Source organism: Faecalibacillus sp. MSK20_93, from assembly GCF_020589945.1.
GTDB classification, from domain to species: Bacteria; Bacillota_I; Bacilli_A; order Erysipelotrichales; family Coprobacillaceae; genus Faecalibacillus; species Faecalibacillus intestinalis.
The window spans coordinates 52,892-73,883 of the sequence record NZ_JAJDKA010000007.1; the positions used below are offsets into that span (position 1 = coordinate 52,892).

Here is a 20,992-nt window from a genome sequence, read left to right on the forward strand (position 1 = left end):
GGATACCTCCTAATTTTCATATCTAGCACGGTTCTTACCTGCTCGACCTTTTGATTGGATGATGTCTTGTTCACACCCATATCGTGCAGCATCAATCGTGTGGTTATTTTTATCAGGAAACTCTCCTTTAAGATTTCCCTCTTTATCTTTTTCAATCTCATAATCATTAAATTCTCTTGCAGCGTTAGGACAACGAATAGGATCAATAATGATTTCTTCTAAATCCTGCATCCACTTTATCCCGTTTTCTACACTGTCAGGTCCTTTCTTTGCTCCAGTTACCTTTAATCCAAGCAACTTGAATTCGTTTATCGTACGTGGTTCCGCGCTGTCACACGTTACTAATTTATTCAATGGGTTAAGCTTTTTAATTTTCTCAACTGCTTTTGCATTGGATAAACGTGTACCATATACTTCCCCAAAAATAAAAAGACGTCTTCTCGTCTTGTCATAATGCATCTTAAGATATGCTAATGGATCACCAGCATATCCAAAGTCCAAACCATTCTTTAATCTATCAAATGTTTGGATTTCTTCATTTGTAATTTCTCTTATTGTAAGATTAGTAAATACTTCTCCACCTGTACCAGTTACTTCACCTAAATAATCATGTTTGTATTTTTCAGGCTTTGTCTTTTTCATGTGTTCAGCTTCAATAAGGAACTGTTCACCAAGCCATTCTTTCGGGGCTTGAAGATAAGTTGTATGAGAGACAAAAGAATCATCTCTTTTAACTAGAACTTCTTTATTTACCCAACTTCTTTGTGATTCAGGTGGGTTAAACGAATAAAAGACACAATATTCAGGACCACCACGCAATAGCGACTGATTGATATTTGTTATCTTGTCATAGCTTTCAAATTCATCGCATTCTTCATACCAAACATATTTGATATAGCCAATAAATACCTTAGTTGATTTCAACTTTTTAGGATTATCAGCACCTTTAAATATGATGACTTGGCCAGTTGGCTTATATGTCATTTGTAACTTTGAATCAGGAATTTCCCAATCGTTTTCAGCTTTCAACATATAAATGGCCCACTTGATTTGCTCGTAAACTGAACCTCTCAAAGTATCTTTTACACGCCTGATAACAACCGCATTACTCATCAATCCTTTTTTTGCATCCCTCATGATGCCTAAAGGAATTTCAGTTCCGATACACGATGATTTCAATGATCCACGGCCACCCTTTAACCAGTAGTGGGTGAAATCTTTATTTTTGATATGTTTATGAACATCATAAAAAGCTGGACCAATGATTGATTTTAAATTGACTTTATTCGATATCATCTATAATCACTGTTTGACCATTAGAAGTAATATCTACGCTTTCTTTAAACATGCCAAAACGCTTACCTAAAAGTTCAGCAGCTTTCAATCGTTCTTTTTCATCAGGCTTTTTAGTTATGACTTCTTGCATACCATCACCGCACATTGCTAGAGTACTAGCTTCACTTGTTCCACGCATAACTGATGTAAGATATTCCATGACTTCTTGAATATCTGCAGTCTTTTCATTATGAATTTCTTCAAGTCGCTTGTTGATGTATTCAGCGATATCTTCTTTTTTTAAAAGATTACTTGCTCTAGTTGCAGCTGTTCTATCCGTTTTGCTCTTATATACTGTTCTGTAGGCTCGTGTGCCATTTAGATCAATTAAATATTCATCACAGAACAGCTTTTGCTTTTCTGTCATATGACACACCTCCTTTATTTTTTAGTGGTTGCAGGACCAGGAATCGAACCTGGAATACAAGCTAAAGAGACTTGCGTTATACCTTTTTTTACTACCCTGCTATATTAAATAAAGAAAAAAAGCAACCGAAGTTGCTCCTATTGAATTTAGAAAAGGGGTGCTTTTCTTTTTTATGGCTTGACCACATTAATAATATAACACATTTTTTCTAGTATTTAGTCTTGAATTAGTCCAGCATCCGTTTTTTGCACCGGTTCAAGGGCTAGAACAGTGTCTAAAATATTAAAGGATTGATTTATTACCTCATAGAATTTTGCTCTTGAGAAGCCTTGTTTTAGAGCTTCTTGTTCACGCATCCCACTTTCTCCCTTTCCTGGATTATTTGCATAAATGATAATGGCCTTTCTTTGCTCTTGATTAAGCAAGGTTGCTATACAATTTTCCAATCTTTCGATTACAATCTTGTAAGCATGAATATAACCATCGTAAATATCAGTGTTTTCTAAGATTTTATTATATCTTTGAATAACACTCATGTGATTTGTTCCTGGCATTTCTTTAGAATAAGTAATTGCTTTTCTATCATCCTTTAGTTGATCACGTGTTTCTTCTAAAAGCCTTTTTGTATCTTTCCAGCGTTTCCAATTAATAACTTGATACTTTGATTCTTGCATCTCTATTCCTCATGATTTGCTAATTATTCCTTATGTAAATAATCTTAACATTTCTTAACGTTTTTTTCTATTTTTCTTTGTATAATAATTTTTTATACATGACAATAGCATCTTTTAATGTCATGCCGTATGGCACATATTGAAAGTATCCTCTTTCTTTCATACCGAGCAAAAGAGGCACTTCATCAAAGTGATTATCAAGCCCACTAGTTAACTCTTCTAACTCTTGCAATAAGTCCAATTCAAACTTTGTCATTGTTTTACCCTTTCTCATTCACTTGATTTGATATCTATAATTCCATTTTCAACAACTTCTTTTGCTGGGAAGAATTGAATATCATAAGCATAAGGATTTTCTTTTTTAGCTTCCGTTTGAATACAAGTGTATGTAACATCATTTGATAGATGTGCATAAAATAATTTGTATTTTCCTTTTCCAGTCTTAATAGTTACGTTTAAATCTCCATCTTCATCACTATCGAGGGAAATCTTTCCCTCAACGGTAAATAAAGGATCATTTGTTCTAGTATTAAGAGCAACGACTTTTCTTGTAATTTTAAAGTTGTTGGCATCTTTTCTAATATTATGATTAACTCTAGATGCTTTTGAACACCCGGTTAAAGCAAATACACTTGCTAATATGATTAATATTTTTTTCATTTACTTGTTCTCCTTCTTTGGAATGTGATTTCTTTCTTGATAAATTTCTACTTCTTCTTCAACTGACTTCAATAAATTCTTTTCTCTTACTAGATCCTTTTTACTAGCGTTCGGTCTAGTGATATAGTATTGCAAAGCATGTTTTACTGTTTGCAACTTTCTATAGTACGTTCCCATTGTTTTTTATTTCCTTCCCATGGAATTTGAACTGGATAATATCTATTTTCTTCAAAAGGCTTAGTTAGAACACCTGCATCGCAATAAAACGTTGTCATTTTAGTTTCTTTGGCAAGAGCATCATCAGAATATAAATATGTATTTTCTAATCTTGTAAAAGTTGTAAAGAAATTATCCCAAACCCACATACCAGGAGTTAAATCTTCAAATTTAAGGGGTTGAGGATGCTTGATTTCATTCATCGCATCCTCATATCCTTTATCATATTGTCCTCTATCATAAATTAGAGCTTTTAGGAGTTCTTCTTTATCAACATTTATGCCGACTTTTTGTATAGCTTTAAATACTGAATTTTCAAAATCCTCATTCATCTTTTGAAACACTTCTTTCATTACTATTTCTATTGGCGACTTATACATTCTTCATACCTCTCTATCAATTCATCAATGGTTTCATCATCTTCGGCATCTTGAAAGTAGCCTCTCATCCTCATGCCAACTAATGTACTGATTTCATCAAAGTCATCTCCACCACATCCATCATCAGAGAATTCTTTTAATAGATTCAATTCAAATTTAGTCATCTTTCATTACCTTCTTTTTCCAATATTCTTTATCTTTTTTAGATTCTTTATCCGTTAAAACATCAATGCAAAGATATAAACCTTCTAGTTTGTTGCAAGCATTATCTAAACCTTTTTTTACATCTTCGTAAGCTTTTTCTAATTGCTCACAATATCCTTCTAGAGCTTCTACGTACTTATATGTTTCGTCGACACCGAGTGCAGCGCCTCGCTCTGTATATTCTTCTCTACTAGGTTTTTTCAATTTTCAACCCTCCCAATCGATAGCTTGTCCACATTTTGTACAATAGTTTTGCTTTCCTGCTAAAGCCGAACCACAAGTTGGACACTTTCCAAAAGTTACATCTATATTTAACATTGAAAGAGTAACGGTTTCTTTCTTGATTGGCTTCTTAGGCAATTTTGTTTCTAAAATGTTTCTAAGAGCTTTAAAATCAATGCTACCTAACACATGTGCAAATGTTTTATTAAAATCAACTAATTCTTGTAATGTATTTGCACAGTTATTTATATTTTCTAAATGCTTAGGACTATAGGCGTCCCTATCTTTTTTAGCCCATGATTTCAATAAATTTAATGCATCTTGGTATTTATTCATACTTTTTCACCTACCTCTTTTTTTAACTCTACATTAACAACAACACTAAGTTCTTCACCATCATCTTTTATGAAAAGAATTTCAGAATTATATAAGGCACTTCCTATATGTTGGCCAAGCTTATAACCGCGACCCTCACAAATAAAAGTACTTTTGCAATCAAATATATTAACCCGCTTTTTAGTGTTATTTAATAGAGAGGTCAATCTTTCCTTTTTCATTCTTTTTACCCCGCTTTCTTATAAAATGTTACGTTTAACCTAGATATAATCATTTCGTTTAACCTAGAATTAAACGTAACTAACTAAATCTCTCAAACCCTATATGTAGCAATGGATTAGAGAGATTTTTACTTTTAAAAACTTCTTGAATTTTTTTAGTACTATTTTTTAGAAATTTACAAAGATTAATAATGTTGGTATTGGACAATAATCTTCTTCAAAATCAATATCATAATTTTCAATTTCTAAATCAAGAATTTCTTTAGAAACTGCCTCATAAAATCCAGGATTGAATTCTGCTATTTTTTCATATTCATTAGCGTTTTCATTACAGCTTTTCCATACTGTTACTTTTTCTAAAAGCCCGTTCTTTCTTCTAAAACTTAATAATTCTTTTACTGTCATTTCTTTATTCCTCCTTTTCTTCTAATCTATCTATTTCATCTGCATCAATGATTGTTATTGAATGCGGTCTTTTCTTAGCAGCGGGTGTCAGTTTCCACCTAAAACTGTCAGTTGTTATTCCTAAATAACTAGAACATTGTTGAACATCACCAACAAATAAAACCTCGTCCGTCTTTTCTTTATACAGTACATACTGCTTTTTATTTGATTCCTTTAACACAATTTCACCATCAAGTCTTGCTAATCTTTCAGACAAAGATTTATTTTTTTGGTATAATCTTTTATTTTGAAATCTTAACCTTTGATTTTCTTTGATGAGGGGCAAGTATATGTTCTCGCCCCAACTGAGTAAAGCATCTCTTAATTGATCACATAGGCTTATATCTTCTTGATTCATATCATCTAGTTTTTTGGCTTCTAAATCCATATTTTCACCCCTAAACTGTATAAGTTAACGCTGAATTATCTATCATTCTTCTAGTACACCATTCATTGATAAAAGACATCTGTTCACTTGTTGGTTCTGCATTGTCTTTTCTTCTTGCTTGCAGCAACACTTTATCAACGGGATCTATTTCTATTGTCACTAAGGATTTTTCTTTTTCACTTTGTTCCCTTAAAAAGAAAACTGCTGATTTATGATGTGCTATCTTAGGAATGTAATTTCTAACACAATGATTCATTTGATTAGATTCATCTTTTAATTCATCTATTGTCTTTGCACATCTTATTAAATATCTTTTATTTTCTAAATTATAAGGTCTTAACATTTCTTCAAATTCAGCAATATCATCTTCATATGCTTCATCATTTAAAATTTTAAGATTCTTGGACATCTTGTCATGTTCGGTTTTTAAATCTTTAGGAAACAGTCTATTTTTATCAAGACTTATCCCTAATCTTTGGATAAAATCAACATAATCAAGCCAAAAACTGAAATCTTGGCCTTGTTTTTTTAAATAATTCACTACTTTTCTATCACTGGCATATATATTTTGTCTTTTTCGATATCTAACAGTTAAAGCATCTTTTGCAAATTTATAATCATAGGTATCTAGATCAACCATCATTTGCATTTCAGCACTTCTAGGATTCACTTTAGACCATATCTTGTAATAACGTTTATTTTCTTTTAAAAACTTTCTTACGTTTTCCACATCTCTTATTTCCATGAATCGCATCAAGTATTTAAAATACTCACGCATTCCCATTTTTAATATGATTTCTATTTCAGGAAACATTTCATAGACTTCAATATATTGTCTCAAATCCCATATTTTTGAAGCTTCTAAAAGACAAGCATACTTGTATTTGGTCTTGCTGATGTTCTTTTTCTTGCTGGAACCAATTATTTTACCCGTAAGTCTTACATCTTTTGCCCAAGAACTACTACGTTGCGTCACCCTCCACTTGTCTTTAGGATCAAAAATATAATAGATGTACCAAAAGTTTACTTTAACATTCTTTTTTACAAATATGTTTCTATCAATGTTGTATCTATATATTTCAAAGACCTCATAGCTAAATGTACGTGTTGCTTTGTCAAACCTTTTCTTGAAGTCAAACGTTCTCATGATCAGCTCATTTCTCTTATTTACGTGCGTAAGTGTCAATAGAGCTTCAAAACATCCCGGATTTGCTGTTTTTCTATGGACTTCTGACTTTATTTTGCAAACAGGACATTTTTTACGCTCACCTATTTTGATTTTCTTATCATGATACTCAGTTTCACAATTAGTACAGTAATAAGTGTTATTGTCCAATCTTATTTGAATATTCCAGTCACACCTTTTAGCTTCTTTATTGCCCTCTTTGATTAAATAATCAATCTTTTTATACTCAGGAATTGCTATCAGTTCATCTATAATTTGCTTTTTAGTAACTCTCATAAATCAAAAATGCTCATTTGTCCTTCGACGATAGTTGATTTTTTTACTTTTTTCTTGGCTTTTTTGATAGTTTTTGATTCTTTATGTGTATTTTTTAGGATTTTTTTCACTTTTTCTTCACTTTTTGGAATTTTTTCTTCCTGATTAGGTCTTTTTTGTTCCTGATTAACAAAAGAAATTCTCGACATCTCATTCTCGATCTTTTTCATATCAATATCATCTTCATCAAGATAATGCATAACTATTCCATATAGTTCTTCATCAGGACCAGCAACACAAGCCATACGATGATTATTCTTTCCTTTCAAATATTTAACATAAAGTTCGTGACCAACAAAAAGCATCATATCTTCAATGTTCTTATTTTCTTTTTTAAGCAATTCACTGGTATCGCTTCTCGATAAAAGATGATTTTTAATCATTGTAATCATTGGATCATTACTGCTTTGCATCTGCTCTAAGAAATTCATCAATACCACTCCTTATTTTTTTATCAAGAGAATCTCTATATTCTTTTTGGATTCTAACCATTTCATCTTCTGAAATTTCCTCGATAATTCTCATTTTATTTGTAGATGCTCTCGTATTGAGATTGTTATCCGTTGAAATTTGACCAAGAGCTTCTACAATACAATAACGATTGCCACAACGCCTTGGATAGTAATCAAACACGCCGAATGGTTCAGTACAAAAATGCATTCCATTTCTAACAGTTTTTGGATCACCATCAACTTCAAAAGTCTTTCCAACCTCAAACTGCATCCCCATTCCTCTTAGTTTGCTGTCGAACCCTTTGTAACCTATGACACTCATTTCTCATGCGCCTTCTTTTCACTTTCAATATCTTCCATGGAAACCGTAAAATAAGCCTTATAATAGTTAAAAGTAGCATTTTTATCATATTCAGTCTTGTGCAAGATGATATATTGCTTATTTTTACTTAAAAATACGTCGCAGGGACCAAATTTTTCGATTGATCTAGCGTATGAATCCTTTAAACAATATCTTGAATAGATGGCGATTTTGGACGTTGCTCCAAACTCTCCGGGATTGATACCGCAAATAGAACCACCACTTGTATTTGTACATTCAACAATTGCTCTATAAGTTGTTTCTTTTTCTTCGTTGAAGCCAATAGATGATAATCTGTAACTGTTTCCGGGCAATTTGCAAAGCTCATACTCTTTTTCTTGCTCTAATTCTTCAAAAACCGATACTCCGTTGATAAACCCTTGAATCTTGATACAAATATCATTAGTTTTACAGTGTAATCCAGCATCATTTAGAAATAATGTGCTGTTTCCATCTTTGCCAATCAACGTGAATACACCTTTTACATATTTATAAAGTGGATTTGCTGAAACTATATCCATTTTTTTCTTATCTTTAACCGCTTCTTGCTCCTTTTCCATCTTTCTTCACTCCTTTTCTTCTTGGATATAATGTTAAAACTGCTTTTTGATACAATTCAGAAGATTTAAATAATCTATAGCCGATAAGCTGATAATCCTCGGCATACATTTGATTGTATGTTTCCATCATATCGTCATAATTGATACATGTGAAAGATTCATATTTATACCTTTTGGCCATGATTTTTCACCCCCTGAAACCTATATTTTCATTACGTTTAACCCTATATTAAACGTAACTAACTAAATCTCTTGAAACCTATATATACCAATGGTTTTGAGAGATTTTTTACCTTAAAAACTTTGTTGATTTTTTTAAACCTCTTTTTTAACAAATTTAAAGTTTATTTTTATCATTAGACAACCTAATATTTTATTGCCATCCAATGTATAAGTTGGTGCAACTGATAACACTTCTTTGTTTAAAAGCTCTTCTTCTATATTGGTTGCATCTATAGCTTTTATTGTCTGTAATGGTTCTTCATCTTTGCTACGTATGAATAGCATTCCTGATGGTACTAATGTCATTACCAAATCTTTTAGTGTCATTTTTTTCTTCTCCTTTCTTTTAATATTTGATAGCTTCTACTTTTCTTTTTTTCTCTTGCTGAGAAGTATTCGTATAAATAGCTGTTGTTTGAATAGATCCATGACCCATTATCTTTGCAAGTTCAGATAGTGAAGCTTGGCCATTTTGATGCACCCACTGAATGCCGAACATATGTCTAAATGCATGGGGATGGGCTTTTTCTAATGAGATGCCTCTACATTGGCCACAAATTTTCTTGATTCTATTTTCAATAGTCTTTTTAGCCAACATCTTGTTTTTATCCTTAACTCCGGGAAACAAATAGCCTTGTTCAATCTTATTTTCCTTGGCATACTTCAAAAGTTCTCTTCTAAGGTCGTTTCTCAATGGAACTTGTCTTAATTTCCCTTTATTGTAGACTTCTATATAGCCTTTTTTCTCTTGGATGTTTTCAAGAGTAAAGAACTTCAACTCGCTCAATCTTATTCCTGTGTAGCCGAACACTTTCATGATCATGTAGGTGTCTTGCTGTCCGATTTTCTTGGCCATTTTCAACATTCTCTTGAATTCACTCGGCTCTAGCACATTTTCAAGACTTGTCTTTTCTTGTTCTCTAATTGCTTTAAGAGAATAATTGTCTGAGATATGCTTTTTCAGTTTCTTTTTAGAAAAATCATCAACTTCCATCAGTTCAATAAACTTCATAAACTTATTGATAATGACAATGTAATTGTTGATGGTTTTAGTTGCATACTTCTCTTGCATTTTTTTCTTGTATGCTATCATGTCTTTTTTTGTAACTTCTTCATTTTCGATAAAATCAATGAACTTAGTGAGAACCAATTTATACTTGTTATATGTCGATTCAGTCTTTTCATCCATTATTTCTTCATCAATGAACTGTTCCAAATAACTGTTCATCATAGACTTTGTTATCTTGATGTTAATCCTTTTGAATTCCTCCGCCATATCTCTCAAATATTCCTCCTTTCCCTTTCATCTTTGTTTTTGACTCTCATTTGTACGTAGATGTAGTACATGTGATTTGTCTTGTTGTATCTAACCTCATGGGATAGATACTGCTTTGATTTGTAGTTGGAGTTCATAAATTGAGAAATCAATGAAGTATCACTTATCATTTTGCTGATTTTCTTCTTAGAGAACACTGTGTAACTTTTTCTTTCCACCGGTTGTTTCAAGTTTTTTGAAGATTTCCAGCGCTTCTTTCCTTTAGGATCTTTAGAGATATAATTGGCAATTCCTGTCAATCCAAATTCATCCGGTTCAAGTTCTTCTACTTCTGTCCTTGTTCCGTTTTTCCAAAGGTTTTTCATAACCTTTCTATCAATCCCTTTTTCTATCAGTAAATGATGATGCATTCTTATTTTCTTTTTAGGATCATACTCAGTTACATATATCCATTTTGCATTAGGAAGACCTGCTTTCTTTCTTCGGTAGTTGATTCTCCTAATATAATTGCGAACTTCTTTCTCACCTTCTTCAACTGTCGGTGGCAAGTTCTCATTACTGTAAGTTAAATGGATTGCCCAATCATCCAAATCAAAATTTGCGTTGATCAATCTAATGAGCCTCTTTCTAGAATTTTTCTCATTCAAGTTCTTTTGAGCTTTTTTCGATGGTTTTCTAGGAGGTTTATAATTTTCAATATCCTTCTTATTGAATGTTGGGTATATTTCTACTTCAAATTGATTTCCTGATTTAATTGTTTTTGTAGTGTAATGATGATCTATCTTGTTTGTTCTTAGCAGCTCTTCTATGTATTTATCTTTTAGACTGTCTATTGGTGTGTCATAAAAATTCTCATAATCATATTCTATTTCTCTATGTCTTCTTTTCGTTGACATGTTAATATCTATTACAAGCTTGATTAGGACACCCTTCCTACAGCTTTTCTATCGATTACATCTACACATTTTCAAATACATATGCTATAATCAATGTGTCGAGAAAAGTATTGGAAAGGTGTCGTCAATTATTTAATTGATGGCTTCTTTTTTTATGAGAATTTTTCAATAATAAAATCATGCATTTTATCATGATCCTCATTATTCAACGTGTCATTGACAGCCAAAAGAAAATTGACATTTCTAGCTCCAGTATTATAAAGAGCGAATGCGCATTTAGATAGTTCCTCTAAATCTTTATAACCATATTGCTCTACTACATCATCAAATGAAGTACCATCCTCAAATCTGTGTTCTCCATAATTCCAACCGGCAACCATGATTAAATAGTCTTTGAAAACATTCCTATACGTGTATCTTTTTTGTAACGCGTTGATACGATCAACCACATCATCTACACACTTCATATTTCTTTCTCCTTTCAAGTGAAAAAAAATAGGCTATTATTGAAAACATACAAATCTTTCACAAACTCTTCGTCGGTATTAATTTTTTTGGAGGTAATTTAAAATTAAACTTAATGTCAAATAATAGCCTATAGAGCTTATTTATCAGCTCTTAGCAAATATAGAGAAGAACATGGCTAGCAGCAGTTAAAGGAAGTCTCTATATTTGCTAAGAGACAACAAACAGTTATCTCTTAATTCAATATTTTTAATAGCTTATCTAATATCACATTTATTCTTTCTTCATCCTTTTTCTCCATTCTTTCAATTAAAGTTTCAGCAAAGCTTTTTAAACAAGCGGCAGCTGGTCTTAACATCCTATCAAGCTCCTCATTAGAAATTTCTAAATCTTTTAAGAGGTCTTTTGTTAATTTGCTGCCTTGAACTCTGCATTCAATCCCGTCTTTGGATGTTGCTACTAATTCCATAGCAATCAAATGGATATCGGGTAATTCCCCCCCTCGTCTTTTAATTTTTGGATTATTGCATCTAACAACTCATTCATATTTAATTTCTCCTTTTCAAATAAACTTCTGTAACTTGTTTTTCCATTTTTGGACTTTCCACAAAAACATCTATCTTATTCCCTTTTATTGCGCCTCCGCAGTCTTGTGCGAGGTATTCTTTACCATCAATCAAAACTGTTGACCCATAAGGAATAATATTAGGATCTACTGCAATTGTCTTACCCTCAACTGCTGCAACTCCAGTAGATGTCAAACTTCCGTATTGGTCCTCTCCCGGCCAGTAAAAAGTAATTACAAACTGGCCAAGAGCTTTTCATTTAGAAAGTTCTTCAACCTGTGCTTTCAATTGATTCCTTTCAACATCCACACATTCATACATTGCTTTATATTTTGTATATTCTTGAAGTTGGCCTTGAACTTCATTAAGTTCATCTTTATACAATTTGATTTGTTTAGCTTGCTCTTGATAAGCTATTTGAGTTGCCTTGGCTTGAGCAAATCCTGCACCGCCTAAAACAAGTGATGCTACAAATAAGGCTGAAAGCACTATTTGTCCGTTTCTTGATAACTTCATATTGTAAAACCTCCTTAAATTAGCTATAATTTAGTTGTTATGTTGTGCTGATACTTTCGTATCAGCCTTTTTATTTTGAAATGACAATCATATATTCTTCACATTGCAAATGCCCGTTTCCAACTTGTCTTGTATATAGCTTTGCTTCTATTCCAGTTCCTGCAAAAAGAGAATTCATTTCATCAATCTTTCTTTCGGCATATTCCTTATCTCCGTACCAAGGAATGCTTGTTCTGCCAGCAATTACTCTGCCTTTTTTATCTATTGGCGTAAGATCCGCAACTTCTAAATTCAAAGCATTCGCAATCTTACAAGCAATCAATAACTTACATTGAGAATTATCACTATTGATAATTTCACTTATAGTTGAACGATGAACTCCACATTTTTTTGAAAAATCTTTGATTGTGTAATTTTGTTTGGCTATTTCCAATGCAACTTTCTTGCTGTCAAGCGTTACCATTTGAATCATATTTCCATTCCTCCTTTAAAAAGCTCTAACCAAAATTGCTAAACAATCAGCTACAAAACAACTTGTAGCAATAATTGTTACTAAACCTCTTGTTGTCATTTAGCATTCCTCCTTGGTCTTTTAGATAAATAATTAGCTAGTTCATACCAGCTCTTTTTGTACCAGTCTCTACTTTTTTTAAGACAAATACAGACAACTATTAGCAAAACATTTGCTAATACTGAAAAATATAATAAAGTCCATTCCATAACTTATCCTTTCTACTACTGACCACCCAGGAATCAATCTCTAACTAAAATGAAAAACCTGCCGTTTTGTTGTGATTTAAATGCAAATGATATAATTTTATAATTTAAGGAATCGATAAAAAATGAAGAGATTGATTCCTGGGCAGTCAGTAATTATCTAATTGTTTTTTTACATATTTCTTCTCTTTCTTTATAATTAAGTTATCGATACTGCAATATCGAAATCTAATTAGAAAGTGAGAATGAAAAAAATGAAATTAAATATGCCAAATATTGATAAACTCCGTGCTGATTCGACATCAAATTTTGGAAAAATAGATTATTCTAATATAAAACCTGTACCTATTGTTCCTAATCAGCAAAAACAAATAGAGTTAATGACTGATATGGTTAATAAGCAGTCTGAAATAATCAAACAACAAGCCGCATTAATTTCTTTAACCCAAGAAGAAGCACTTGCTGCAGCAAAACAAGCAAAATTAGCTATGATCCTAACTCTAATTGGTTTAGTTACGGGGTTTATTCAAATCATACCGACATTAGCCTTATGGATAGAAGAATTACTGTCACTGCTAAAGCGATAATCGCATTAGAATTATTTTTTATGGATTTTGTATTAATTGAAATTATTAATTCTAATTTTGTAATACGTTCATTGAGTTCTTGAATTCTTTCTTCAAGAGCTTTTTTTTCATTGTCCATCTTGTTTCTCCTTTCTCATAAATTTTATTTACGAATGAAATTAATTACTGAAATAACAAAAGAAATTGTTGATAGTATTACAGCAAATATTTTGATACTCATTACTGAATTGCTTTATAGTGATATAATTGCGATATCCGATGAAAAAGCTAAAGCTAAGAAAGAGTAATTAAATTTGCTCTTTTTCTTTTCGAGGATCTTTATCAAATAGAAAATGATAGTTCCCCTCTCTATCTTTTTCGTAGTAAAGCTCTACAAGTCTACATACATCTTCTTTAGTTCCTTTACCTCTTAAGACAGTTACAACTAACAATGTTCTTTCTTCAACATTGTCTACTCTTTCACATTTTCGATTTTCAACATTTTTTCCTACCATATTTTCAAATACAAAATAACGACATTTATTGCTAACATAATCATTAAAGTGGTGTGTTGTTTATGCATTTTTAAAGTATCTAGAAGTATTTCTTCTAATTGAACGATATGTTGTTTTAGTCTCACATTTTCAGCTTCAAGATGTGCAACTCTTTGTTCTATTTCATTCATTTTGTTTTTCCTTTCCTCCTGTCGGCCATCAAAGAGCCAACTTCTCTTTGATTTGTTTTTATGGAATAAATTAGCAACTTTCTTCTTTTAGATTAGAAATTGACTCTTTGATGACCAACAAAAAATATTTTTAATAATGAGAATTGGTGTATTGTGAATCAAGTTTAAGCTGTTTTTCATACTTGCTTAATTGATCAGAAAAATACTTGTCAATTTTGAACTTAATTTCCATCCAGTCATTGTACGATATCCCATTTAGAGCATTTAAAGCCTCTTGCTTCTTTGCTGAATCTCCCATTGACTACACCTCCTTTTCAAGAAATCTCACGTTTGGCAGCTTCCCTAACTTCCTTTGTTGTTAAACCCATGAAAGCCAGTAGTCTTCCAACCAAAATTACGTTGAAACAATTTTCTAAACCCTCAGCTTCAACTTGACTTCTAATTTCATGGTAAATTTGACTTGCTTTAATTGAACCACAAGGAACAAACTTAGCAATTTCACTACGTGTTAGATAACCTTTATTGATAAGATCCAAACGTGTCTTGTTGATTTTAGAAGTATCAAGAATTCTTCTTGGCATAACTACTCCTCCTTTCTTTTGAGTTTTTCATTAGAAGAAAGCGCAGCTTTTGCTAGAACCATGCCTTGGCAAATGTCAGCAACTCTTCTTACTTCTTTATCATCTAATTGTTTAGTAATAGATAATAAAGCATCTAGAGATTTTCTCTTTGAATTCACTTTTCTCTCTTCCATTTTCATCACCCTTTCATTTTGTGTATTTGTTTTTTCGCACCTAGTGAACTTTACACTTGTATATTACTTTACTTATTGCGATATGTCAACATATTTTCAATATAGAACTTGAATTAGTGCGATTTTTATTATATTATTTTGCTGAAGGAGGTGATAATAATGAATTTCGAAAGTATGACAATAAATGAAAGAATATATTATTTAAGAAAGAAAGTTTTGAAGATTTCTCAACGTGAATTAGGAAAAATATTAGGTGTTGGTGATACTGCTGTATCAAAACTTGAAAAAACTGGAAGTACTGTAACTGAAAGAAACATTAAAGCAATTTGTAATGAATTTAATATAAGTTATAATTGGTTAGTTGATGGCGTTGGTGATATTTTTATTGAAGATGACAAATCAACCATTGAATTGTTAAAAAGAGATTATAATTTAAGAGATGTAGAAGTTAGGCTTATTGAAGAATTTTTAAAGCTTGATGAAAATGAACGTGATGTTCTTATAAATTATTTAGAAAGAGCTGTTGGAAAAGGTGAATAAACATGCAACAAATCGGAGATAGGATCCATTCATTAAGAAAAGGATTAGGAATAAGCCAAGGAGAGTTTGGAAGCAAAATAGGTATTAAAAAATCATCTGTTAGTTCCATGGAAAAAAATAAAAGTAATCCTTCAACTCAAACCATCAAATTGATTTGTGTTGAATTCAATGTGAATTACGATTGGCTGGTTAACGGTGTTGGCGATATTTTTATTAAAAATAATAATTCTATTCATGAAAGAATTAAATATTTAAGAAAAGACATTCTTCACTTAACACAAATTGATTTTGGAAAAAGAATCGGTATTGCTGGAACAACTGTAACTGGTTGGGAAAAACGTAATATGAATCCAAGTGAAACAGCTCTTAAAACGATATGTTACGAATTCAATGTTAACTATGATTGGTTAGTTGATGGAGACGGGGATATTTTTATTGAAAATAACGATTCTATTGAATTACTGAAAAAAGATTATGATTTAGAAGATAATGAAGTTAAAGCTATCAAAGCTTTTTTAAATTTAAATAAAGTTGAGCGTAAAGTTCTTGTATATTATTTAGAAAAAGCATTTGGAAAAGATGGGCAATAGTTGCCCATTGAATTATTTAGATTTTCTATAAAGCTTATGTACTGCTTTATAGATAACATCTAGTAATTCTAGATCATCAATTTGCATCAATATTCTTGTGATGCATTTGATATATTCTTCTTTAGACATGCATATCACCTCCAAAGAAGAAAATTATAACAAAATAAAAAGAACTCCCTTACTGGCAATAAGGAAGTTCTAAAAGTGTAAAAGCAAGAACCTATGATGTGCTTCTACGTTTTTAATTTTAACATATTAGCACATCTAAATTAAATAGAAAGGATGTGTTTTTTATGTCTGTACATAAAGATGAAAAGACCGGTAAATGGTATTACACTGGTAAGTATCGTGATTTAGCAGGAAAGCGACATGATTATAAGAAAAGAGGTTTTAAAACTAAAAAAGAAGCAAAGGCTGCAGAAGATGCGTTTTTATTAAAAATTAAAGGTGGCCAAGGAAGAATTAAGATGAATGCTTTAATTGAGCTTTATCATCAAGAAATGAAAAGCGCTATTAAATATTCTACATTGAGAATGTATGAAATGATTGAACGATTACATATAATTCCTTTTTTTGGAGATAGGTATATTGATACGATAAAAACTGTTGATATTACTAAGTGGAATAAAGAAAGAGCTTTGACTGGCAATAATGGTGGTCCTTATAGTCAAGAATATACCAATAATTTATATTTGCATATGTCGGGGCTTTTAACTTTCGCTGTTAATCATAAACTATTGGATGATAATCCTTGCAAGTATGCTAAGCCTTATAAAGATCCTAATGAAGTGAAGAAAGAAGAAAATGCTGTTGAAAACTTTTGGGAAGTAGATGAATTTAATAAATTTATTGCTACTGTTGAAAATATTGATCATAAAGAAACTTATGATACACTATTTTTAACTGGATTAAGAATTGGAGAACTTTGTGCGTTAAGATGGTGCGATTTGGACTTGGAACATAAGAAATTAAGTGTTAGAGGTTCATTTAGTACAGCATCAAGAAAAGTTACTTCTCCAAAAACGAAAACATCTATCAGGACAATAGATCTTCCTAATCGACTTGTTGAAGAATTAAAACAAAGATATGAAAGAAAGAAAAAATTAGATGGATTTAATGATCTTTATTATGTTTTTGGTGACATTGCTGTAACTTGGCCAGGAACATTCCGTTATCGTTTCAATAACGATTTAAAGAACGTGGATGTAAAACATATAACGATTCACGGGTTTAGACATAGTCATGCCAGTTATCTTCTTTCTAATCCTATGATTAGTGAGAGCTTAGTTGCTGAAAGATTAGGCCATTCTATTGATATGCTAAGAAGCACTTATGCTCATATTTATGAAAAAAGGCGTACTGCTTTAGTCGAATATATAGAAAAATTATAAAATGTCGTCCATTTGTCGTCCACATATTATAAAAAGCCTCGTATAATCGAGGCTTTTTGTTAATTAGTCTAAATCAGCACCGTTTGATTCGAATGCTTTTTTGATCCATTGATATGATTTTTTAGGAATACGTTTCATATCTCTTAAATCTTTATTTGTTCTATTTACATAAACAAATCCATAACGTTTATCCATGTTACACATACTTGCTAGAATATCAATTGGTCCCCAAGTAATATATCCTAAACAATCTACACCATCTTCAAAGATTGCATTTTCCATTTCTTTGATATGATCTCTATGATAATTAATACGATAATCATCTTCAATTGTACGACCTTCAGCTAACATTTGGTCTACTTCTTCTTGACTCATATCTTCACGCCAACCAATACCATTTTCAAGAACAAATACTGGAAGACCTGTTCTATGATGTAAATCATTTAATGTCCATCTAAATCCAACTGGATCGATTTCCCAATCCCATTCATTTGCTTCACAATGAGGGTTTTTAATTTGTTTTTCATTTACACATTCATGAGCTGGTCTTTCATAATCAAATTCACCTGTTTTAACAGTGTTTGAACGATAATAAGAGAAAGCAATATAATCAACAGTATATTTTAATAATTCTTCGTCACCTTCTTCAAAAGTAGGCATCCATCCTCTATTTTCAAGATAAGCATTCCAATAATCAGGATATTTACCTTGAGCAAATGTATCAACTAAGAAACCATTTAATAAATTATATCCTTTAGTAGCAAAGAAATTATTTTCTGGACTATTTTCATAAGCATAAATATTAGTAATAGCACCCATTCCACAGAATTTAGCATCTGGTTGCATTTGTCTTAAAGCACGAACAGCTTTACAGTGAGCCATCATAACATTGTGGTTTACTTGATATAAGTGTTTTGGATAACTAACGCCTTCAGGAATAACTTCAGCATTAGATACACGTAACATCATACTGTGTAAGTTTTGTTCATTGAATGACATCCAATGTTTAACACGATCTCCAAATCTTTCAATACAAACTTTAGCATATCTTTCAAAACAATCTACAACATAACGAGATGCAAATCCATTATATTCTTTTACTAAATGATAAGGCATATCAAAATGAACTAATGTAATCATTGGTTCGATACCAGCAGCTAATAACTTATCAATTAAATCACTATAGAATTTAACTCCTTCTTCATTAACTGGTTCATCTAATGTTCCATTAGGAATAATACGAGACCAACAAATAGAGAAACGATAAAAGTTGAATCCCATCCCTTTCATTAATGCAATATCTTCATCATAACGAGTATATTCATCAATAGCATCGTTCCAATCAGAAAATTCAGGATTCATAGGTCTTACATCATAAACACATAAACCTTTTCCTCCTTCATTTCTATGTCCTTCTGTTTGGAATGATGAAACTGATCCACCCCAATAAAAATCTTTTGGTAATTTTCTTTCCATAAAATGTTCTCCTTCTTTTATATCCACATAACATTTTAATCATCTCATCTCGAAAGTAAATATCTTCAACTTTCCTTTTTATAATGTTTCATATTTAATTTAAATAAAAGTCATTTCATGAAACTTTGTTTCATGTTATACTAAAAACGGTGATAAAAATGAGTATAATGACACAACTAGAATTTGAGCTTGATTTCTCCCATTCAGAAAAAGAAATCGCCCATTATATATTAAACGAGGGAGAAAAAGTTTTAAATCTTTCAATTAAAGAACTTGCTAAAAAAACCTATACTTCTCCAGCCACGATTGTAAGACTTTGCCATAAATTAGGATTAGAAGGCTATGGTGATTTTAAAATAAAATATTCTGCAGAATTACAATTTGATTTAGCTCATACAGATCGTATAGATGTTAATTTTCCCTTTAATGAAGAAGATAATGATTCCATGATTGCTTATAAACTAGCTAGTTTAAATCAAGAAGTCATCGCGGAAACCATCCAATTGATTGATTTTGAACAACTTCATCAAATAGTTGAACTACTTGATCAAAACAAAGATATTGATATTTATGGAACAGGAAATTCATTACTTGCAGCTATGTCTTTCCAACATAAAATGATGCGAATACAAAGAAACGTTAATCTCAAAATGCTCGCTGGAGAACAAGTCTTTATGTCTTATAATTCCAATGAAAACAAAATAGCAATGATTATTTCTTATTCAGGTGAAACCAATGAACTTATTAAAATAGCAAAAATATTAAAAGAAAAGAAAACACCTATCATTGTTTTAACTTCAATTGGTGATAATCGACTTTCCCATTATGCTAACTATATTTTAAATATTGGATCACGTGAGAAGATTTTTACCAAGATTGCCCCTTTTGCATCACAAACATCAATTGAATATATTTTAAATGTGATCTTTTCTTGTTTATTCAAAAAAGATTATCAAACAAACATCCAAAATAAAATAAGCTATGATAAAGAAAATGACGTTCGTCATCCTCTTCATAGCCCAGTTAATGATATTATCGATTAAAGCACACTATCTTTAACTCTCTATAATTAACATAAAATTAAAATACAAAAATAGCCAATGGTCTTTCCATTGGCTATAATTTGTTTATTTGTTTTTTCTTTTCTTCATCAGAACTTTTATAATTTTCTGGAAGAGATAGTTTCATAGATTGAACACCTAATAACTCCATTACAATATGTATATCCATACAACTTCTTAAACATCTTTCCTTATACATATTCCTTAAATCCTTAAAAGTCGTCTTAAAACCTAAAATATGTCCTATACGATCTAAACCTCTTTGTAACTTAGTAAAATCACTCACTACATCTTGACAAGAAGTTAAATAGCAATCTTTATCAACACAATCTAAATATTCTTGTAAATAAAAAAACAACTCCTTTGGAATTGTAATATCTCTTAAAATAGGCCATTCAACTTCATAAATATCATAAACAGTTTTAGATCCCTCTTCATCATTTTTAATCCTTTGTGTTCTTTTACTTATATGAATCAATTGTTTATCTAAATCTATATCACTTACTTTTAAAGCACACATTTCTCCTATCATCATACCTGTATCCATAGCAAGTAAGATACTTAAACATATATCATTCTTTTCTTTCATACAGTATTGATGTAATTGATTAAATTGTTTATCTGTTAGATATTCATTTTCTTTTTTATCTTGTTCTATTTTAACTAATGAAAAATCAATATGGTTTAAACCATATTGATCTTCATAGGTGATATAGATTACTTTTAAGACATTCTTAATACTTTGTACAATACTTGATGACAATCCTTTATTAATGAGTTTCATCAAGTATTGTTTGATTATTTCTATATTTAATTGTTCTAATTCAAACATACACATGTGGAAGAAAGTACAAGTGTTGCGGTGACGCTTGAACATTGGAAAGAAGAAATACTCAACTCTTTTACATGGATAAATGACAGACGTATATCTAATGGACCATGTGAAGGTA

At 31.2% G+C, this 20,992-nt stretch carries 37 protein-coding genes and 1 tRNA gene; 5 read left to right on the plus strand and 33 right to left on the minus strand.

The window, feature by feature from the left end; genetic code table 11:
* Positions 1-9: 9 nt before the first annotated feature.
* From LJD34_RS03805 to LJD34_RS03930, 26 genes are all read right to left on the minus strand, one after another.
* A complete protein-coding gene (locus LJD34_RS03805; protein WP_227359212.1) occupies positions 10-1,296 on the minus strand; it encodes a PBSX family phage terminase large subunit in 1,287 nt (428 codons plus the stop codon).
* The gene (locus tag LJD34_RS03810; RefSeq protein ID WP_227359213.1) at positions 1,283-1,702 is read right to left on the minus strand and encodes a terminase small subunit; all 420 of its coding nucleotides are present in this window, start codon (positions 1,700-1,702) and stop codon (positions 1,283-1,285) included. The genes LJD34_RS03805 and LJD34_RS03810 overlap by 14 nt, the downstream gene beginning before the upstream one ends.
* Positions 1,703-1,727: 25 nt before the next feature.
* Positions 1,728-1,803: transfer RNA gene (locus LJD34_RS03815), tRNA-Lys, on the minus strand.
* A 114-nt stretch (positions 1,804-1,917) separates the two neighbouring features.
* Positions 1,918-2,376, minus strand: coding sequence for a hypothetical protein (locus tag LJD34_RS03820; RefSeq protein ID WP_227359214.1), 459 nt, complete (start codon positions 2,374-2,376; stop codon positions 1,918-1,920).
* Between the two features lie 67 nt (positions 2,377-2,443).
* Positions 2,444-2,632: a hypothetical protein gene (locus LJD34_RS03825; RefSeq protein WP_227359215.1), complete on the minus strand. Its 189-nt coding sequence runs from the start codon at positions 2,630-2,632 to the stop codon at positions 2,444-2,446.
* 14 nt (positions 2,633-2,646) lie between these two features.
* Complete coding sequence (locus tag LJD34_RS03830; RefSeq protein ID WP_227359216.1) at positions 2,647-3,036, minus strand: membrane lipoprotein lipid attachment site-containing protein; 390 nt, start codon at positions 3,034-3,036, stop codon at positions 2,647-2,649.
* Positions 3,037-3,179: 143 nt separating this feature from the next.
* On the minus strand, positions 3,180-3,605 hold the full coding sequence (locus LJD34_RS03835; RefSeq protein ID WP_227359217.1) for a hypothetical protein: 426 nt from the start codon (positions 3,603-3,605) through the stop codon (positions 3,180-3,182).
* Positions 3,606-3,613: 8 nt separating this feature from the next.
* The gene (locus tag LJD34_RS03840; RefSeq protein WP_227359218.1) at positions 3,614-3,796 is read right to left on the minus strand and encodes a hypothetical protein; all 183 of its coding nucleotides are present in this window, start codon (positions 3,794-3,796) and stop codon (positions 3,614-3,616) included.
* A complete protein-coding gene (locus LJD34_RS03845; RefSeq protein WP_117828510.1) occupies positions 3,789-4,040 on the minus strand; it encodes a hypothetical protein in 252 nt (83 codons plus the stop codon). Before LJD34_RS03845 ends, LJD34_RS03840 begins: the two co-directional genes overlap by 8 nt.
* A gap of 3 nt (positions 4,041-4,043) precedes the next feature.
* Positions 4,044-4,394 (minus strand): hypothetical protein, encoded by a 351-nt coding sequence (locus LJD34_RS03850; RefSeq protein WP_175300770.1) that lies wholly within the window; start codon positions 4,392-4,394, stop codon positions 4,044-4,046.
* Positions 4,391-4,615, minus strand: coding sequence for a hypothetical protein (locus tag LJD34_RS03855; protein ID WP_175300769.1), 225 nt, complete (start codon positions 4,613-4,615; stop codon positions 4,391-4,393). The genes LJD34_RS03850 and LJD34_RS03855 overlap by 4 nt, the downstream gene beginning before the upstream one ends.
* A 168-nt stretch (positions 4,616-4,783) precedes the next feature.
* Complete coding sequence (locus tag LJD34_RS03860) at positions 4,784-5,020, minus strand: hypothetical protein (RefSeq protein ID WP_227359219.1); 237 nt, start codon at positions 5,018-5,020, stop codon at positions 4,784-4,786.
* A gap of 4 nt (positions 5,021-5,024) precedes the next feature.
* Positions 5,025-5,447 carry a hypothetical protein gene (locus tag LJD34_RS03865; protein ID WP_227359220.1) on the minus strand — a complete coding sequence of 141 codons (423 nt, stop codon included), beginning with the start codon at positions 5,445-5,447 and terminating at the stop codon, positions 5,025-5,027.
* A gap of 10 nt (positions 5,448-5,457) precedes the next feature.
* Complete coding sequence (locus LJD34_RS03870) at positions 5,458-6,909, minus strand: PcfJ domain-containing protein (RefSeq protein ID WP_227359221.1); 1,452 nt, start codon at positions 6,907-6,909, stop codon at positions 5,458-5,460.
* Entirely contained in the window at positions 6,906-7,379 is a 474-nt protein-coding gene (locus LJD34_RS03875) for a Cas9 inhibitor AcrIIA9 family protein (protein WP_117827271.1), read from the minus strand. The genes LJD34_RS03870 and LJD34_RS03875 overlap by 4 nt, the downstream gene beginning before the upstream one ends.
* Positions 7,348-7,671, minus strand: coding sequence for a hypothetical protein (locus tag LJD34_RS03880; RefSeq protein ID WP_147339046.1), 324 nt, complete (start codon positions 7,669-7,671; stop codon positions 7,348-7,350). The genes LJD34_RS03875 and LJD34_RS03880 overlap by 32 nt, the downstream gene beginning before the upstream one ends.
* A 47-nt stretch (positions 7,672-7,718) precedes the next feature.
* Entirely contained in the window at positions 7,719-8,321 is a 603-nt protein-coding gene (locus LJD34_RS03885; RefSeq protein WP_117827275.1) for a hypothetical protein, read from the minus strand.
* Positions 8,296-8,502, minus strand: coding sequence for a hypothetical protein (locus LJD34_RS03890; RefSeq protein ID WP_175300764.1), 207 nt, complete (start codon positions 8,500-8,502; stop codon positions 8,296-8,298). Before LJD34_RS03890 ends, LJD34_RS03885 begins: the two co-directional genes overlap by 26 nt.
* 134 nt (positions 8,503-8,636) lie before the next feature.
* Positions 8,637-8,870 carry a hypothetical protein gene (locus tag LJD34_RS03895; protein WP_227359222.1) on the minus strand — a complete coding sequence of 78 codons (234 nt, stop codon included), beginning with the start codon at positions 8,868-8,870 and terminating at the stop codon, positions 8,637-8,639.
* A gap of 19 nt (positions 8,871-8,889) precedes the next feature.
* Positions 8,890-9,819 carry a tyrosine-type recombinase/integrase gene (locus LJD34_RS03900; RefSeq protein ID WP_227359236.1) on the minus strand — a complete coding sequence of 310 codons (930 nt, stop codon included), beginning with the start codon at positions 9,817-9,819 and terminating at the stop codon, positions 8,890-8,892.
* A 5-nt stretch (positions 9,820-9,824) separates the two neighbouring features.
* Positions 9,825-10,715: a hypothetical protein gene (locus LJD34_RS03905; protein ID WP_175300761.1), complete on the minus strand. Its 891-nt coding sequence runs from the start codon at positions 10,713-10,715 to the stop codon at positions 9,825-9,827.
* Positions 10,716-10,867: 152 nt separating this feature from the next.
* Positions 10,868-11,182, minus strand: a complete 315-nt coding sequence (locus tag LJD34_RS03910; protein WP_175300760.1) for a hypothetical protein — start codon at positions 11,180-11,182, stop codon at positions 10,868-10,870.
* Between the two features lie 233 nt (positions 11,183-11,415).
* Entirely contained in the window at positions 11,416-11,649 is a 234-nt protein-coding gene (locus LJD34_RS03915) for a hypothetical protein (RefSeq protein WP_227359223.1), read from the minus strand.
* Positions 11,650-11,728: 79 nt separating this feature from the next.
* Entirely contained in the window at positions 11,729-11,941 is a 213-nt protein-coding gene (locus LJD34_RS03920) for a 3D domain-containing protein (protein ID WP_227359224.1), read from the minus strand.
* 60 nt (positions 11,942-12,001) lie between these two features.
* Positions 12,002-12,262 carry a hypothetical protein gene (locus tag LJD34_RS03925; protein WP_227359225.1) on the minus strand — a complete coding sequence of 87 codons (261 nt, stop codon included), beginning with the start codon at positions 12,260-12,262 and terminating at the stop codon, positions 12,002-12,004.
* A 70-nt stretch (positions 12,263-12,332) separates the two neighbouring features.
* Positions 12,333-12,734 carry a helix-turn-helix domain-containing protein gene (locus LJD34_RS03930; RefSeq protein ID WP_227359226.1) on the minus strand — a complete coding sequence of 134 codons (402 nt, stop codon included), beginning with the start codon at positions 12,732-12,734 and terminating at the stop codon, positions 12,333-12,335.
* 490 nt (positions 12,735-13,224) lie between these two features.
* Between LJD34_RS03930 and LJD34_RS03935 the strand changes: the two genes are divergently transcribed.
* Positions 13,225-13,566 carry a hypothetical protein gene (locus LJD34_RS03935; RefSeq protein ID WP_227359227.1) on the plus strand — a complete coding sequence of 114 codons (342 nt, stop codon included), beginning with the start codon at positions 13,225-13,227 and terminating at the stop codon, positions 13,564-13,566.
* Positions 13,567-13,853: 287 nt separating this feature from the next.
* Here LJD34_RS03935 and LJD34_RS03940 read toward each other — a convergent pair whose 3' ends face one another.
* From LJD34_RS03940 to LJD34_RS03960, 5 genes are all read right to left on the minus strand, one after another.
* Entirely contained in the window at positions 13,854-14,060 is a 207-nt protein-coding gene (locus tag LJD34_RS03940) for a hypothetical protein (protein WP_227359228.1), read from the minus strand.
* Positions 14,054-14,230 carry a hypothetical protein gene (locus LJD34_RS03945; RefSeq protein WP_227359229.1) on the minus strand — a complete coding sequence of 59 codons (177 nt, stop codon included), beginning with the start codon at positions 14,228-14,230 and terminating at the stop codon, positions 14,054-14,056. Before LJD34_RS03945 ends, LJD34_RS03940 begins: the two co-directional genes overlap by 7 nt.
* A 130-nt stretch (positions 14,231-14,360) precedes the next feature.
* Complete coding sequence (locus LJD34_RS03950) at positions 14,361-14,528, minus strand: hypothetical protein (RefSeq protein WP_227359230.1); 168 nt, start codon at positions 14,526-14,528, stop codon at positions 14,361-14,363.
* A gap of 16 nt (positions 14,529-14,544) precedes the next feature.
* Positions 14,545-14,811, minus strand: coding sequence for a hypothetical protein (locus LJD34_RS03955; protein ID WP_227359231.1), 267 nt, complete (start codon positions 14,809-14,811; stop codon positions 14,545-14,547).
* Between the two features lie 2 nt (positions 14,812-14,813).
* Positions 14,814-14,984 (minus strand): hypothetical protein, encoded by a 171-nt coding sequence (locus LJD34_RS03960; protein WP_158548300.1) that lies wholly within the window; start codon positions 14,982-14,984, stop codon positions 14,814-14,816.
* Positions 14,985-15,143: 159 nt separating this feature from the next.
* On the opposite strand from LJD34_RS03960, the gene LJD34_RS03965 reads away from it, so the two are divergent.
* The 3 genes from LJD34_RS03965 (at position 15,144) to LJD34_RS03975 (ending at position 17,505) form a co-directional block, all read left to right on the plus strand.
* Positions 15,144-15,524 (plus strand): helix-turn-helix domain-containing protein, encoded by a 381-nt coding sequence (locus LJD34_RS03965; protein WP_227359232.1) that lies wholly within the window; start codon positions 15,144-15,146, stop codon positions 15,522-15,524.
* A 2-nt stretch (positions 15,525-15,526) separates the two neighbouring features.
* Positions 15,527-16,114: a helix-turn-helix domain-containing protein gene (locus LJD34_RS03970; protein ID WP_227359233.1), complete on the plus strand. Its 588-nt coding sequence runs from the start codon at positions 15,527-15,529 to the stop codon at positions 16,112-16,114.
* A gap of 293 nt (positions 16,115-16,407) precedes the next feature.
* Entirely contained in the window at positions 16,408-17,505 is a 1,098-nt protein-coding gene (locus LJD34_RS03975) for a site-specific integrase (RefSeq protein WP_227359234.1), read from the plus strand.
* Between the two features lie 63 nt (positions 17,506-17,568).
* On the opposite strand, the gene LJD34_RS03980 is transcribed toward LJD34_RS03975, so the two are convergent.
* Positions 17,569-18,981 carry a glycoside hydrolase family 1 protein gene (locus tag LJD34_RS03980; RefSeq protein WP_032091338.1) on the minus strand — a complete coding sequence of 471 codons (1,413 nt, stop codon included), beginning with the start codon at positions 18,979-18,981 and terminating at the stop codon, positions 17,569-17,571.
* Between the two features lie 158 nt (positions 18,982-19,139).
* Between LJD34_RS03980 and LJD34_RS03985 the strand changes: the two genes are divergently transcribed.
* Positions 19,140-20,024: a MurR/RpiR family transcriptional regulator gene (locus tag LJD34_RS03985; RefSeq protein WP_032091339.1), complete on the plus strand. Its 885-nt coding sequence runs from the start codon at positions 19,140-19,142 to the stop codon at positions 20,022-20,024.
* 73 nt (positions 20,025-20,097) lie between these two features.
* On the opposite strand, the gene LJD34_RS03990 is transcribed toward LJD34_RS03985, so the two are convergent.
* On the minus strand, positions 20,098-20,992 hold an 895-nt coding region (locus LJD34_RS03990), incomplete at its 5' end, for a tyrosine-type recombinase/integrase (protein ID WP_227359235.1).